Annotated in this window: 15 protein-coding genes and 1 tRNA gene; 9 read left to right on the top strand and 7 right to left on the bottom strand. The window is 66.2% G+C overall.

The features are described 5' to 3' along the window. Positions 1–7: 7 nt before the first annotated feature. Positions 8–802, bottom strand: coding sequence for a glutaminyl-peptide cyclotransferase (locus tag HMPREF2791_RS07190; RefSeq protein ID WP_070844885.1), 795 nt, complete (start codon positions 800–802; stop codon positions 8–10). 39 nt (positions 803–841) lie between these two features. Between HMPREF2791_RS07190 and HMPREF2791_RS07195 the strand changes: the two genes are divergently transcribed. From HMPREF2791_RS07195 to HMPREF2791_RS07205, 3 genes are read left to right on the top strand one after another with little or no spacing between them, the layout of a single operon-like run. After that, a complete protein-coding gene (locus tag HMPREF2791_RS07195; RefSeq protein WP_070844886.1) occupies positions 842–1522 on the top strand; it encodes a DUF3027 domain-containing protein in 681 nt (226 codons plus the stop codon). A gap of 58 nt (positions 1523–1580) precedes the next feature. Beyond that, positions 1581–3050, top strand: coding sequence for an NCS2 family permease (locus HMPREF2791_RS07200; RefSeq protein ID WP_070472990.1), 1470 nt, complete (start codon positions 1581–1583; stop codon positions 3048–3050). Continuing rightward, complete coding sequence (locus HMPREF2791_RS07205) at positions 3051–3851, top strand: TrmH family RNA methyltransferase (RefSeq protein WP_070472987.1); 801 nt, start codon at positions 3051–3053, stop codon at positions 3849–3851. Here the strand turns inward: HMPREF2791_RS07205 and HMPREF2791_RS07210 are convergent. Beyond that, positions 3848–4693, bottom strand: coding sequence for a DUF6928 family protein (locus HMPREF2791_RS07210; RefSeq protein WP_070844887.1), 846 nt, complete (start codon positions 4691–4693; stop codon positions 3848–3850). The two genes, HMPREF2791_RS07205 and HMPREF2791_RS07210, sit on opposite strands and share 4 nt — an antisense overlap. Before the next feature lie 18 nt (positions 4694–4711). Continuing rightward, the gene (gene sepH / locus HMPREF2791_RS07215; RefSeq protein ID WP_070844888.1) at positions 4712–5731 is read right to left on the bottom strand and encodes a septation protein SepH; all 1020 of its coding nucleotides are present in this window, start codon (positions 5729–5731) and stop codon (positions 4712–4714) included. A gap of 208 nt (positions 5732–5939) precedes the next feature. Between sepH and HMPREF2791_RS07220 the strand changes: the two genes are divergently transcribed. The 5 genes from HMPREF2791_RS07220 to HMPREF2791_RS07240 all read left to right on the top strand — a co-directional run bounded on the left by HMPREF2791_RS07220 (position 5940) and on the right by HMPREF2791_RS07240 (position 10763). Continuing rightward, on the top strand, positions 5940–7235 hold the full coding sequence (locus HMPREF2791_RS07220) for a citrate synthase (RefSeq protein WP_083327930.1): 1296 nt from the start codon (positions 5940–5942) through the stop codon (positions 7233–7235). Between the two features lie 147 nt (positions 7236–7382). Beyond that, complete coding sequence (fkpA, locus tag HMPREF2791_RS07225) at positions 7383–7742, top strand: FKBP-type peptidyl-prolyl cis-trans isomerase FkpA (RefSeq protein ID WP_063938216.1); 360 nt, start codon at positions 7383–7385, stop codon at positions 7740–7742. 9 nt (positions 7743–7751) lie between these two features. Continuing rightward, positions 7752–8579, top strand: a complete 828-nt coding sequence (locus tag HMPREF2791_RS07230) for an aldo/keto reductase (protein ID WP_070844889.1) — start codon at positions 7752–7754, stop codon at positions 8577–8579. 192 nt (positions 8580–8771) lie between these two features. Continuing rightward, positions 8772–9110, top strand: a complete 339-nt coding sequence (locus tag HMPREF2791_RS07235; RefSeq protein ID WP_063938221.1) for a DUF485 domain-containing protein — start codon at positions 8772–8774, stop codon at positions 9108–9110. A gap of 3 nt (positions 9111–9113) precedes the next feature. Continuing rightward, positions 9114–10763: a solute symporter family protein gene (locus HMPREF2791_RS07240; protein ID WP_070844890.1), complete on the top strand. Its 1650-nt coding sequence runs from the start codon at positions 9114–9116 to the stop codon at positions 10761–10763. Between the two features lie 61 nt (positions 10764–10824). Here the strand turns inward: HMPREF2791_RS07240 and HMPREF2791_RS07245 are convergent, their stop codons facing one another. The 3 genes from HMPREF2791_RS07245 to HMPREF2791_RS07255 all read right to left on the bottom strand — a co-directional run bounded on the left by HMPREF2791_RS07245 (position 10825) and on the right by HMPREF2791_RS07255 (position 14068). Beyond that, a complete protein-coding gene (locus tag HMPREF2791_RS07245) occupies positions 10825–12453 on the bottom strand; it encodes a Rib/alpha-like domain-containing protein (RefSeq protein ID WP_070844891.1) in 1629 nt (542 codons plus the stop codon). 69 nt (positions 12454–12522) lie between these two features. Then, complete coding sequence (locus tag HMPREF2791_RS07250) at positions 12523–13353, bottom strand: DUF1906 domain-containing protein (protein ID WP_246815174.1); 831 nt, start codon at positions 13351–13353, stop codon at positions 12523–12525. 16 nt (positions 13354–13369) lie between these two features. Further along, entirely contained in the window at positions 13370–14068 is a 699-nt protein-coding gene (locus HMPREF2791_RS07255; protein WP_070472960.1) for a PAQR family membrane homeostasis protein TrhA, read from the bottom strand. A gap of 119 nt (positions 14069–14187) precedes the next feature. Between HMPREF2791_RS07255 and HMPREF2791_RS07260 the strand changes: the two genes are divergently transcribed. Further along, a tRNA-Arg gene (locus HMPREF2791_RS07260) sits at positions 14188–14260 on the top strand. A 96-nt stretch (positions 14261–14356) separates the two neighbouring features. On the opposite strand, the gene HMPREF2791_RS07265 is transcribed toward HMPREF2791_RS07260, so the two are convergent. Further along, positions 14357–14963: integrase core domain-containing protein (locus HMPREF2791_RS07265; protein WP_141764945.1), on the bottom strand; the 607-nt coding region annotated here is incomplete at its 5' end.

Genomic DNA, 14963 nt, shown 5'->3' on the forward strand with positions numbered 1-14963 from the left:
CACGATCCTACTTGGCGGCGGTCTCAGGCTTAAACGTCACGCGGTACATATCGGGCCAGCGCTTGCCGGCGAGGTAGAACTCCTCGGTGCCGGGGATGCGGGCAATGCCGTTGAGCACGTTGTTCGGGTCGGGCGCGGCGTTGTTTTCCAGCCCGGAGGCGTCGATGACGGCGGTGACCTTCCCCGAGTCGGCGTCGATGCGCATGATGTTGGTGGTGGTGAAGACGTTGGCGTACACCTCGTCGCCCACGCACTCGAGCTCGTTGAGGCCCTCCACCGGCTGGCCGTCCATGGTGACGGTGAAGCGCTCGCGCTCCTCGAAGGTTTCCGGGTCCATGCGGCGCAGCTCGGCCGTGCCATCGGAGAAGATCAGCTCGTCCTCGTCGGCGCGGGAGCACAGGCCCCAGCCTTCGCCGGCGTAATTCGCCCGCCCGGTTTCTTCCAGTGTCGCGGCGTCGCGCTTGATTGCGGTGCCGTGTTGCCAGGTCAGTTGCCACACCGTGCCGTCGTGAAGCGTAATGCCCTCGCCGAAGAACTCCGGATCCAAATCGACGGAGCGTAACTCCTCGCCCTCCGGGGTGCGCGTGTACAGGCGGGATTCGCCCACCTGGCCGGTGCCGACGTAAATGGTGCCGTCGTCGGCGACCTCCAGGCCCTGGGTGAAGCTGGTGTCGTCGAAGGGCAGGCGCTCCTCAACGTGCGCGGTGAGGCGCTGCGTGTCCGGCCCCGCGGTCTCGGGGGAGGAACAGCCCGCAAGCATGGCGAGCGAGGAGCAGACGGCGGCAAGCGTGAATCGACCCATGCCACCCATCCTGCACCACGTGGGCAATAATGGGGAACCGTGTCACGATCCAACAACCGATCCCGCAACCCCCGAAAGCGCAGCCCCCTGCTGTCCACCGACGCAGTCGCCACTGCACGGGAGGCGCTGGCCGAGATCGCCGACGGGGAAGTCGGCGAGCACATCGGCGTGACCGGGCTGGGCCGCAACGTGGCCACCCACCGCTTCGCCGCCGACGTGCCCGGCTACGCAGGCTGGGAATGGAACGCCGTGGTGGCCTGCGCCGACGGCGCTGACCGGGTCACCGTCAACGAGGTCGCGCTCGTGCCGTCGCAAGGCGCGCTGGAGGCGCCGGACTGGGTGCCGTACTCCGAGCGCCTCCGGCCTGGAGATCTGGGCCCAGGCGACATCATGGAGCTTTCGCCTGACGACGAGCGCGTCACCGACGACTCCTTCTCCCGCGAGGCCGTCACGTTCACCGGCCGCGAAACCAAGCGCTACCTCACCACCACCGGCCTGGAGGACGCGAAGAAGCGCTGGCGCACCGGCGAGTTCGGCCCCAACAGCGAGTTCGCCGAAAAGGCCGCGCTGTCGTGCCGCTCCTGCGCGTTTTACATTCCGCTGGAGCAGCCGGTGGGCGAGAACTTCGGCATCTGCGCGAACGAGTACTCCGCGGACGGGCACGTGGTGGCCTCCTCCTACGGCTGCGGGGCGCACTCGGACACCACCGTGGCGGAATAATCGTTGGTGAGCCCCAACGATTGGTGTTTTCGCAGGCAGGGTGCGACACTAATGCGACGTGAGTACCACCACCGGAGCAAAACTGCATAAGGACCAGCCGCAGCCGCGCGGCGCGCTGGACACCTTCTTCCACATCAGCGAGCGCGGATCCACGGTCGGCACCGAGGTGCGCGCCGGGGTAGTGACGTTCTTCGCGATGGCCTACATCGTGCTGCTCAACCCTCTGATCATCGGCACCAGCCCGGACCGCGAAGGAGTTGTCCTGGGCATCCCGCAGGTCGCCGCCGCAACGGCGCTCGCCGCCGGCGTGATGAGCATCCTGTTCGGCGTGATTGCCAAGTACCCGTTCGGCATCGCCACCGGCCTGGGCATCAACACCCTGGTCGCGGTGACCATGGTGGGGCAGCAGGGCCTGACCTGGCCCGAGGCCATGGGGTTGGTGGTCATCGACGGCATCATCATCGTGCTGCTGGCCGTCTCCGGCTTCCGCACCGCCGTGTTCAACGCCATCCCGGATTCCATGAAGGTGGCCATGAGCGTGGGCATCGGCATGTTCATCGCCACCATCGGGCTTGTGGACGCCGGCTTTATCCGCCGCATCCCCGACGCCGCCATGACCACCGTGCCGGTGCAGCTGGGCACCGGCGGCTCAATCTCGTCCTGGCCCACCTTCGTGTTCATCATCGGCCTGTTCATCTGCGGCTTCATGGTTGTGCGCAACGTCCGCGGCGGGCTGTTCATCGGCATCCTGCTCACCACCTTGATTGCCATGGTGGTCGAGACGCGCACCGGCGCAGGTTCCTCTGCCGACAACCCGGAGGGCTGGGGCATGGCGGTACCGGGCCTGCCGGATAGCTTCGGCGGGATCCCGGACTTGTCCATCGTGGGTAACGTCGACCTGTTCGGCGCGTTTGTCAACATCGGCGTCATCTCCGCGTCGCTGCTCGTGTTCACCCTCGTGCTGGCGAACTTCTTCGACGCCATGGGCACCATGACCGCACTGGGCCGCCAGGCCGGGCTTACCGACGAGCACGCCGTGCTGCCGGACATGAAGCGCGCCCTGGTCGTCGAGGGTTTCGGCGCAGTCGTCGGCGGAGCGGCCTCTGCGTCGTCGAACACGGTGTTCGTGGATTCGTCGGCAGGCATCGCCGACGGCGCGCGCACCGGCCTCGCCAACGTGGTCACCGGCGTGCTCTTCCTCGTCGCGATGTTCTTCACGCCCCTCTACGAGATCGTGCCGATCGAGGCCGCAGCCCCCGTGCTCGTCATCGTCGGCGCGCTGATGATGATGCAGGTCGGCCAGATCGCCTGGTCCGAATTTACCGTCGCGCTGCCGGCGTTTTTGACCATCGTGACCATGCCGCTGACCTACTCCATCGCCAACGGCATCGGTGTCGGCTTCATCTCGTTTACCCTGATGAACTTGTTCGCCGGCAAGGTGAAGGACATCCACTGGATCATGTGGCTCATCTCCGCCCTGTTCGTGGTGTACTTTGCGCAGGGCCCGATCCTGGCGGCGATCGGGTAAATGCTGCTGCCTATCGACGACCCAAGGGACCCCCGGCTCGACGACATCCGCGACCTGAAGCACTCGGACAAGGAAAAAGGGCTGGTCTTCGCCGAAGGGCCGCTCGTGGCCGGGCGGTTGGTGGAGTCCCGCTTCCCGGTGCGCGCCGTCTTCGGCTTCGGCGGGCGGCTGGAATCCTTCATGGCCGACTACGGCGACGAGCTCAAGCGCCGCGGCGTGCCGGTCTACCAGATCACCCGCGAAATTATGGGGGAGGTCGCCGGCTACGACATGCACCGAGGTCTTCTCGTTTCCGCCGACAAAGCGGAACCTTTGCGCGTGGCCGAGGTCATCGACAGCGCACGCACCCTAGTGGTCCTAGAGGGCGTGGGCGACCACGAGAACATCGGGTCAATCTTCCGCAACGCTGCAGGCATGGGCGTCGACGGCGTGCTCTTCGGCGCCGCCACCGCCGACCCGCTGTACCGGCGGGCCGTGCGCGTGTCCATGGGGCACGTGCTGCGCACCCCGTTCGCCCACCTCGACGGCACACCGACGACGTGGCAGCGCTCGTTGGATGAGCTGCGAGAAGCCGGCTGGTGGCTCATCTCGCTGACCCCGGCCGACGACGCAGTCGAGCTGAAGGACGCGATCCAGGGCCACGACAAGGTGGCCTTCCTCGTCGGCGGGGAGGGCCCGGGCCTGACCCCGCACGCGATGCGCGCCACCGACGTGCGCGCCAAGATCCCCATGGCGCCGGGCACGGACTCGCTCAACGTGGCGACGTCCGCCGCGATCGCCTTCTACGAGCGCAACCGCTAGCGGTCGAAGTGGCGGACGCGCTCCGAAAACGCTTTCCACAGCTCCGCCGCGCGTGCGCGCAAGCCCCGGCCGACGCGCTTCGCGGCGGCCACGGAGGCGTCGGCAAGCTCGGCGAACTCGTCACCGCGCTGGTCCTCGGGGGCATCCTCGTAATCGTCGTACGCCTTCGACTTCTCCGCGAACTTCGCGGCCACCGCGTCCACTGATTTCGCAGCGGGCGCCTTCTTTTCCTCGATCTTCGGCTCGGGGCGGCCGTCCACGGCGTAGCCGACGACGTTGATGTCGGGGCCGTCCTCGCCGATGTCCACGCCCAGCCAGTGCCGCTCAGCCGAAAGTGCCAGATCGCGCGGCTCAAACGGCAGCGAGATGCCGCCGGCCGCCTCGGCGCGCTCGCCTGCCCAGTACGGCGCCTCGAACGGCTCCGGCAGACCCACATCCTCGATGACCTGGGTGCGGGTGGCGCTGAAGCTGCGCACCACGGTCTCGCCGGTGAAGTGCGCGAACCCGCCGTAGTCGCTGTCCGTGCCGGTGGCGATGACAAACACGTCAGAGGCCGGCAGGGACGACAGCCACGGGGTTGTGGTGGATAGGGCCGAGGCGTCGTCGACAAGCATCCGCACCACAGACACCCCTGGAAAACCCGCGATGTAGAACTCGTCGCGGCCCGGCACCGAGGAGCGGTTCAGCGGGAACGAACCGATCGGGGTGATCGGCCACGCCGGGTTGACCTGGGAAAGCAGCTTGCGGCCGAACCCGCGGTCGGCCTTCGGCTCGCGCTCGAGCACGCCGGCCGGATCGGCGGTGTTGACAAACCAAAGCGTAAGAACCGCTGGGAAACTCATGCACACATCCTAATGCGCTCAGCGCTTCGGGCGCTTGGTGTTCGTGCGAACCCCCAGCAGCACGTCCTCCCAGTGCGGGGTGACGGCCTTGCGGCGCCGCTTCTTCGGTTGCTCGTCCTCGTCCGGGTGGCGCAGGAAGTCGCCCTCGAGCACATCGTCTCGCCTATCGACGACCTCCGGGTTGCCCTCCACCGGCAACTCCGTGACATCAGCGTTGGCGGCCTCGGCGGCACCGGTAGCGCTGGTGGGGTCGTAGACGTCGAAGTCGTCGTCTTCCCCGCGGTCTGCGCGCACCGCGGACAGCGAGCGCACCGGTTGCGCGAAATCCGGGTCCGTCAGGTCCGCGGCCATGGCGTTGCGCGCCTCAGTCTGGGCGGCGGCACCCATGGAGCGCTTGAAGGTCCACAGCGCCTCGTTCTCCGTCAGCCCGGCCTTCCATGTGACGTGGACGACCCAGCTGTCGCCCTGCTCGCGAGTGGCGTCCCACTCCGCGTCGCTGATCGAGTGCCCGCGCGCCGCGAACGCGGTGGCCAGGATCTCGAACAGGGTTTGCTTCGCCGGGCCGTCCTCGCGCACCGGGTGCGACTGCCTGGCGGCCTCCGCCACCTGGGCCCGCTCCAGGAGCACCGGGTGGGCGTACACATCGAGGCGGCTTTCGGCCACGCCCATCTCCTCGGCCAGCTCGGTGGCGGTGGCGCCGGCGCGCAGGCGTGCCTGGATCTCGTTCGGGCGCATGGACAGGGGAGTGGCGTAGAGCGGATCCGGCTCCGGCAGGGAGCGTTCCACCGGTGCGGGCTTGGGTGCGGCGGGCTTCTCCGGGATTGCGGCTTCCTCTACTTCAGCGGAGTCGCGCTCAGGCTCGTCCACGGGTTCGTGGGCGGGGGTGGAGGGGGCAGCGGCGGAATCGGTGACGGAATCGCCGTCGATAAGCGAGGGCACAAGCTCAGTGCGCGCTAACTGGTAGCGCATCCCGTTATCGTCGCGGAGAACGAAAAACGTCTCCGTCGACTCATCTTCCAAGAAGTACAGCTCGCGCATACGTCACCTTTCCGCCGGGCAGATACGCGACCAGCTTAACGGACGGGCCCGCGGCCAAGCGTGCACCCGCCTGTTGGCTGTGGTGTGTCCAGGAAGAAGGCATTGTTGTCAGGCGCGTCACAAACTTTGATACAGTGCCTTACGTAAAAACAGGTTGCCGGGAGCTATCCCAAAGACAGCCGAGAAAACTACCTGGAAGGGGAAATCAGTGGCTACTGAGAACAAGGATAAGGCCGTACTCCACTACCCGGGCGGCGAGTACGAGATGGACATCATGCGCGCCACCGAAGGCAACGACGGTGTCGTGCTGGGCAAGCTTCTCGGCGAAACCGGCCTGGTCACATTCGACCCCGGCTACGTCTCCACCGGCTCCACCGAGTCCAAGATCACCTACATCGACGGCGACGAAGGCATCCTGCGCTACCGCGGCTACGACATCGCCGACCTCGCAGAGAACGCCACCTTCAACGAGGTGTCCTACCTGCTGATCAACGGTGAGCTTCCGACCACCGACGAGCTGGAGAACTTCAACTCCGAGCTGCGCCATCACACCCTGCTGGACGAGGACTTCAAGGCCGCGTTCAACATCTTCCCGCGCAACGCCCACCCGATGGCCGTGCTCGCGTCCTCGGTGAACATTCTCTCCGCCTACTACCAGGACCAGCTCAACCCGTTGGACGAGGAGCAGCTGGACAAGGCAACCGTGCGCCTGATGGCCAAGGTGCCGATGCTGGCCGCCTACGCCTACCGCGCATCCCGCGGCAAGCCGTACATGTACCCGGACAACTCCCTGAACCCGCGCGAGAACTTCATGCGCATGATGTTCGGGTACCCGACCGAGGACTACCACGTCGACCCGGTGCTGACCAAGGCCCTGGACAAGCTACTCATCCTGCACGCGGACCACGAGCAGAACTGCTCCACCTCCACCGTCCGCATGATCGCCTCTGCCCAGGCCAACATGTTCGTCTCCATCGCCGGCGGCATCAACGCCCTGGCGGGCCCGCTGCACGGCGGCGCGAACCAGGCGGTGCTGGAGATGCTCGAGGACATCAAGAACAACCACGACGGCGACGCCACCGACTTCATGAACCGCGTGAAGAACAAGGAAAAGGGCGTGCGCCTGATGGGCTTCGGCCACCGCGTGTACAAGAACTACGACCCGCGCGCGGCGATCGTCAAGGACACCGCACACGAGGTGCTCGAGCACCTCGGCGGCGACGAGCTGCTTGACCTGGCCATGAAGCTCGAGGAGATCGCGCTGAAGGACGAGTACTTCATCCAGCGCAAGCTCTACCCGAACGTCGACTTCTACACCGGCCTGATCTACCGCGCCATGGGCTTCCCGACGGACTTCTTCACCGTCCTGTTCGCCATCGGCCGCCTGCCGGGTTGGATCGCCCAGTACCGCGAGCAGCTGGAGATGAACACGAAGATCAACCGCCCGCGCCAGATCTACACCGGCTACCAGCAGCGCGACTTCGTGCCGCGTGATCAGCGCTAGGGCAACCGATAGGCGTCGATAAGCTGCATGCTTCGGCGCTCCACCGCCGAGAATTGACCTTCCCTTATAATTTCGGGAGGAAGTTCTCGGCGGTTTTGTATTGGGCCGCACAAACTGCCCACATAATTTGCAAGGAGTTTCAACGCTATGGAAAAGCCGTTCATCGACAAGCCGGAGGGCCCGGCGCCTGCAGACCTCGTCATTGAGGACATCACTGTTGGCGAGGGCGCAGAGGCCGTGGCCGGCGGTTTTGTCAAGGTCCACTACCTTGGCGTGGACTTTGAAACGGGCGAGGAGTTCGACTCCTCTTGGGACCGCGGCGAGGCCGCAGAGTTCCCGCTCACCGGCCTGATCCAGGGCTGGCAGGAAGGCATCCCCGGCATGAAGGTCGGCGGCCGCCGCCAGCTGACCATCCCGCCGGAGAAGGCATACGGCCCCGCAGGAGGCGGGCACCCGCTGTCCGGGCGCACCCTCGTGTTCATCATCGACCTGCTCGACGCCAGCTAGGAGGCTGCCATGCGCATCCCGGTCACCACACTTAACGACGGCTACGATTTCCCCCTCCTCGGCCTGGGCACCTACAAGCTGACCGGCGACGAGGTGGAGCCCATCGTGCGCACCGCCATCGAACTTGGCTACCGCCACATCGACACCGCGGCGCTCTATGACAACGAAGTCGAGGTTGGCAAAGCCATCAACGCCGCAATCAAGGCCGGCGACGTCACGCGCGAAGAGCTGTTCGTGACCACCAAGCTGTGGAACGACGACCAGGAGCGCGTGGCCGAGGCGTACCACGAGTCGCTTAAGCGCCTGGACCTAGAGTTCATCGACCTCTACCTCGTGCACTGGCCGTGGCCGCAGCACGGCACCTACGTGAAGGCATTCGAGCAGATCGCGGAGCTGCAGGGCATGGGCCGTCTGCAGTCCGCCGGTGTGGCCAACTTCTACCCGGAGGTGCTCGACGAGATCATCGAGGCCACCGGCATCACCCCGGTGCTCAACCAGGTGGAGTTGCACGCCGGGTTCACCCAGCCCGAGCTGCGCGACTACCACGACGAGCACGACATCGTGACCGAGGCGTGGGCGCCGCTCGCGCGCGGCGGCAACTTCGACGACCCGGCCATCCAGGCCGTGGCCGACAAGCACGGAGCGACCCCGGCGCAGGTCTCGCTGGCGTACCTGATGCAGCTCGGCTGCTCCGTGGTGCCGAAGACTGCCAACCCGAAGCGCCTGGAGGAGAACCTCGGCGCGGTGGGCATCACGCTCGACAGTGAGGACGTCGCCGCCCTCGACGGCGTGAAGGGTGAGCGCCTCTCCGGCGACCCGCTGACCTTCCCAGGGTAAGGGATCGCTGATTGGCCACCCGGTTGCGTTGATCGCAGCCGGGTGGTTTTTCTTTGCACGGAAATAGGAGAGATTTGCGGAACACCACACATGCTGCTGTGTGATAGGTTACATTCACATTGTTGAGTCGGAGATCACATACTTCCGGCGCGGCAAAGACCTTATTCCCGTGCACTAGAAAGGATCGAGGCCATGGCCGGTTCCACCGCTGTCCCGCAACGCCGCGAGCCAACTCCCGACGAGTTCGTGGCCATGCAGCAAAGCCCCGAATTCCAAGACTTGCGAGGCACGTTCCGCGGATTCACCTTCCCGGTGATGATCGCGGCGTTCCTCTGGTACGTCTTCTACGTCGTCTTCGCCACCTTCGCCCCCGACGTGATGGCCAAGGATTTCTTGGGCCTCAACGTCGGCCTCTGGCTCGGCTTGGCGCAATTCTTCACCACGTTTTTGATCACCTGGATCTACGTCTCGTGGGCGAACAAGAACATCGAGCCGCGCGCGGCTCATATCCGCGAAGAGATGGAGGGCTAAACCATGCAGACCCACCTGCTCGCAGCCGAAGCCGGGCAAGCGACCGGCAACCCGCTGCTCAACATCGCCATCTTCGGCGCCTTCATCGTGATCACGCTCTACATCGTGACCCGCGCCGGCAAGACCACTAGCGAATCGGCGGACTTCTACACCGGTGGTGCGTCGTTTAGCGGCACGCAAAACGGCCTCGCCATCGCCGGCGACTACCTCTCCGCCGCGTCCTTCCTGGGCATCGTCGGCTCGATCGCGCTCAACGGCTACGACGGCTTCTTGTACTCCATCGGCTTCTTCGTCGCCTGGCTGGTGGCGCTGCTGCTGGTGGCCGAGCCGCTGCGTAACGTCGGCCGCTTCACCATGGCGGACGTGCTGTCGTTCCGTCTGCGCCAGAAGCCGGTGCGCGTCGCCGCGGCGTTCGGCACCCTGTTCGTGTCGCTGTTCTACCTGATCGCCCAGATGGCTGGCGCCGGCTCCCTGGTGTCCGTGCTGCTGGACCTGCACTCCTTTACCGCCCAGGCGATCTGCGTGGGCATCGTCGGCGTGATCATGATCATCTACGTCCTTGTTGGCGGCATGAAGGGCACCACGTACGTGCAGATGATCAAGGCCGTGCTGCTCATCGCCGGCGTGCTGATCATGTCGGTGCTGGCGTTCATCATGGCTAAGGGCGGCCTGACCGCCGTGTTCAACCAGGCCATCGACACCCACTCCGCCTCCAGCTACCTCGCGGAGAAGGGCTACCAGGCCGAGGAGATTATGAAGCCGGGCCTGAAGTACGGCGGATCCACCACCTCCAAGCTGGACTTCATCTCGCTTGGCCTGTCGCTGGTGCTCGGTACCGCGGGTCTGCCGCACGTGCTCATGCGCTTCTACACCGTGCCCACCGCTAAGGAGGCGCGTAAGTCCGTGACCTGGGCGATCGTGCTCATCGGCTCCTTCTACCTGCTCACTCTGATCCTGGGTTACGCTGCGGCCGCCTTCGTCGGCCCGGACCGCATCCTCGCCGCACCCGGCGGCGCGAACTCGGCGGCACCGCTGCTCGCGTTCGAGCTCGGCGGCTCCATCTTCATGGCGTTGATCTCCGCGGTCGCCTTCGCGACGGTGCTTGCGGTGGTCGCCGGCCTGGCCATCACCGCCTCCGCGTCCATCGCCCACGACGTCTACGACGCCGTGCTTCGCGACGGCCAGGCCACCGAAGAAGAGCAGGTCCGCGTCTCCCGCATCACCGTGGTGATCCTGGGCATCGTCGCCATCGTCCTGGGCATCCTGGCGATGCAGCAGAACGTGGCCTTCCTGGTCTCCCTGGCGTTCGCCATCGCGGCGTCCGCGAACCTGCCGACCATCCTGTACTCCCTGTACTGGAAGCGCTTCAACACCACCGGCGCGGTGGCGTCGATCTACACCGGCCTGATCTCCGCGCTGGTGCTGATCGCCCTGTCGCCGGCGGTCTCCGGCAGCCCGACCGCGATGTTCCCCAACGCCGACTGGTCCATCTTCCCGCTGACCAGCCCGGGCCTGGTGTCCATCCCGCTCGGCTTCCTCGCCGGCATCGTCGGCACCTACCTGGGCAAGCCCGACAACTTCGACGAGCTGCAGGCCGAGATGGAGGTCCGCTCCCTGACCGGTGTCGGCGTCGAAGCTCCCGTCGACCACTAAAGCGGCACAACAGTAGGGCCTGACCTTCCCAAAGGGGAGATCAGGCCCTTTTGCTATCCGCTTAGAAGAAGGGGAAGAATCTTCCCACGAGGCCCAGGGTGCCGAGTAGGCCGAGCGAGACCGCGATGCCTGTGATCATGCCCGCCGGGGAGGTTTGCTTGCCAGGGGTGGGAGCTGGGGCGGGGGTGGGCTTGGACGGGGCTGTGGTCAGGCCGCCCGTTGCCTGGCCGCGGACCACCCTGGTGTCGAAGGTGCGGTTGACCGAGGAATAGTCCGCGAACTGGATGGCCGCGTTAATGCGCAGCACGTTGCCCGGGCGCATGCCCTTCGCCGCCGTGATCCGGATACCGGTCTCGCCCTCGCGGGCGATGGTCCAGCCGCCGCGGGTTTCCTCGGTGACGAAGACGCGGGCGCCGGCGGGCAGCCCCTTCGGGGTGACCACGATGGACTCGCCGGCGGTGATGGTGGCGTTGTCGATGCTCACCTTCGCGGTCTCGGCGACCGGCCGCGCCGGGGTGGCTCGGGTGGTGGTCGGCACAGGTTTTGGCGCAGTCGTCGAGAAGCGGGTGGTGGGGGACGGTGCCGGGGTGGTGGTCGTGGCCGGAGCCGGGGTGGTGGTGCTCGGCGCGGCGCCTTCTGCGGAGGTGGGGACGTAGGCCTTGGCGGTGAGGTCGCGGCGGGAGCCGTCGGGAAGCAGCACGGTGACCTTGAGGACCAGGGCGTAGCCCGGCTGCGCGTTGCGCGGGGCCGAGAAAGTGATCGCGCCGGTGTCCTCGTCGGTCTCCAGCGTCCACCCGTTGTGGCGCTGGTTCGGGCCGATCACGCGGGAGCCTTCAGGCAGGGCGCCGGAGAGGAACACGGTGACGCGGTCGCCGGCGGACACCGCGGTGTCGGGGTACGACAGCTCACCGACGCTAGGTGCAGGGGCTGCGGTGGTCTTCGGGCTGGATTTCGGAGTCGTCGTGGTGGACGGCTTCGGCGCCGGCGCAGCGGTGGTGGTGATGGTCGGGGCGGGGGAAGGCGCGGAGCTCGTCGTCACGCGATCTGCCTTGCCTACGGTGATGCGCGAGGAGTACTGCTTGGTGGAACCGTCCGGGAACACCACGCCCAAGGTGATGCGCAGGCCGGCACCCGCGCGGGCGCCCGCGGGTGCGGCGACGGTGACCTCGCCGGAATCCTGGTCGGCGTCGATGCGCCAGCCGCCCGAGCCGGACGGGGCGGCGAGCTGGGTGCCGTCGGGAAGCGGGGTGCTCGGGCGCAGCGTGACGGTGCCGCCCGGGGCCACCGTCGCATCACCCCAGGCCAAGTCGAGGGAATCTGCGAGCGAAACGGAGGGCTTGGCCACGCGCACGGTGAACAGCGCGTAGTCGACGGTGTGGTCCGGGTAGGTGATGGTGACGTAGTTCTGCGCGTAGGCGCCGGGGAACTGGCCGCGCGGGGTGGCAGCGACGGTGCCGTCGGCGTCCACGTCGAAGTCCCAGCCGTTGATGCTGTTGATGTCGAAGGTGGTGCCCGCCGGGACGTTGCCGGCGAGCGGGATGCGAGCCGTCGCGCCCGGGGTCACGTCGGTGTCGGCGTAGCTGGGGTTGTAGGCCTGCGACATCCAGTCGGCGGCGGAGGCGGCGGGTGTGATGACGGTGGTGGCGAGGCTGGCTGCCAGCGCAGCCGCCGCGATGCGGGTGGTGTTCACGGGACTCCTGTCAAAGTGTTGAGAGCTGACTTTGAACAGTTTAAATAAATCCCTAGAAATTATCAGCCGCTACCTGAATAGCGAGGATGACAGCTGGCTGCTGCCTTGGAGCAGGGTGGCCCAGTCATCTGGCGAGAGTTTCGTCAGGGCGGAGGCTTGGCCCGGGGTCCACTGGCCCCAGTCAGAGGCGTAGACGTTGTTGATGTCCACCTGAATCCCCTGGATGGTCGCCTGCCGCCCGGCGACCTGGTGCAGGTTCGCACGCGAGTGGACCTTGCCTTGGGAGCCCCAGTCGTGCTGCCAGAAGTAGGAGCCGATGCCGTCTTCGAGGCACCAGGCGATGGTGTAGTAGTTGCCGTACACGCCGAGCTGGTAGCCAGCGGTGCTGAACGCGGCACCCATCGCGGTCAGGTACGGGTTGATTTGGTTGTTGAACTGCTCGAGGGTGGGGTTGTCGTCGATGGCCACGTAGATCGGGCGGCCTTGCGGGCCACCGGCCGCGGTGTGCAGCGCCATCGCTTTCGGGGCGTGGGCGGCGGCACCGAGCGCGCCGCGCTTCCAGTCGGCGGTCTCGGCGCGGCCGAACTGGTACACCGACGCGACGGCGAGGCCGTTGGCCTTGTAGTCACGGGTCTCGCCGATGGTCACCGGTTTGCCGCGCATCCACTCGGCACCGGGGCGGCGGTCGGAGACGTAGCGCACCGCGCCCATGTGGCCCGCGGCTTTCACAGCGCTTGCCGACGGCACGCCAGCCGAATAATCCACCACCGTGCCGAGCACCCGGCGCTGCTGCGCCTGGGCGGCGGGGGAGAGGGCGGCTGAGGCGCTGCCGGCGAGTGCCGCGGTGGCGGCTGCGGCGCCCGCGGACTTGAGGAACGTGCGGCGATTAAAGGTAGTCACATGCGCCACTCTAGCCTCAGTGGCCCACGACCACCATCCAAATGGCCACGAGGTGGCACACGGCGGCGACGACGGTCGCGGTGTGGAAGTGCTCGTGGTAGCCGTAGTAGCGCGCGGAACGCCCCGGCCACTTGAAGCCGTAGATCAGCGCGCCGAGCGTGTAGACCACCCCGCCGGCGAACAGCAGCCACACCACCACGGGGCCGGCGGAGCGCCACAGTGTTGGCAGCAGCGGCACGATGATCCAACCGAGCCCCACGTAGACCACGACGTCGAGCCACCGAGGGTGGTTGATCCACACCAGGTTGAGCACGGCCCCACCGAGGCCGCCCGCCCACGCCACCGCCAGCATGATGGCGGCGGTGCGCGGCTCGAACACGATCAGGCACAGCGGGGTGTAGGTGGCGGCGATGAACACGGAGATGGTGGCGTGGTCGGCCCGGCGCCACCACTGCACCGCCGCGGGCGAGCGCCACGGCCAACGGTGGTACATCGCGGAGACGGCGAACAGCAGCACCACGCCGGCACCGTAGATGGTCACGCCGAGGGCCTGTGGCCACGGCAGGGTCATCCAGCCGAACGTGATCAGCACGGCCGAGGAGATGGCCGACAGGGCGGCGGCCACGAGGTGGAACCAGCCGCGCACGGCTGGTCGGTCGCCGCGGTCCGCGACCACGTACGTGCGCTGGACTTGGCCTGTCTTGAGGGCGGTCATGGGCACCTCGCAGGGTAGGGGGCTTTTCGCTCAAACCCTACCGGACCGTAGGTTGTGGCGGAAGGGCTTGCGAGCCTGTTTTCGGCGCGCGCAAGGGCTGCGGTACTCTTTACCCCATTGCCCTAGTAGCTCAGTGGATAGAGCACTTCTCTCCTAAAGAAGGTGTCGGAGGTTCGATTCCTCTCTGGGGCGCAAATGTCATGAGTCGCGTCATGCTTGACGCATGAGTCGCGACATGCTGGACGGACCGGCATCTCAGTTGTTTTTATTCTGGGGTGCCGGTTTTGTTCATTCGGGGCGTAGTGGTGGGTCGCCGTGTTTCCAGTAGGCCTTTTGGTAGTCGCGGGCGGTGTCGATGTAGTGCTCGGTGATGACTTCTCCGGTTTCGACCAGTGATGTGATGATGTGGTTGTCGGTGATGACCATGAGAATTTTCTTGTGTTTGTAGGTGCGTCCAATGCCGAGGTGGAAGAGTTTGCCGGCGTAGCGCACGCTGACTTTGCCGTTTTTGTCGACTGTGTCGTTTCGGGTGCGCCATTCTTCTTTGGGGTTGTCGTTGGGTGTGGCTTTGACTCCGGTGGTGTATGCCTGCTGCGGGGTGCGTCTGCCTAGGGCGCGGTGGGGTCGGGTGCAGTTGTAGTATTGGCGAAATTCGTTGAGGAGTTGTTGCAGCTCATCGATGGTTTGTGCTGGGGGTCGGGCGGTGATCCATTTTTTGAGGGTTTGGTGGAACCGCTCAATTTTTCCTTGGGTTTGGGGGTGGCCTGGTCGGCCGTTTTTCTGTTGGATTTTGTGTGCGACGAGCACTTTTTCGAATGCGTTTCGCCCGCCTTTGCGCCCGGCTAGGCGGGCGGTGAATACCAGGCCGTTGTCCGTCAGTGTGGATGCTGGCGGG

Source organism: Corynebacterium sp. HMSC034A01, assembly GCF_001838175.1.
GTDB lineage: Bacteria > Actinomycetota > Actinomycetes > Mycobacteriales > Mycobacteriaceae > Corynebacterium.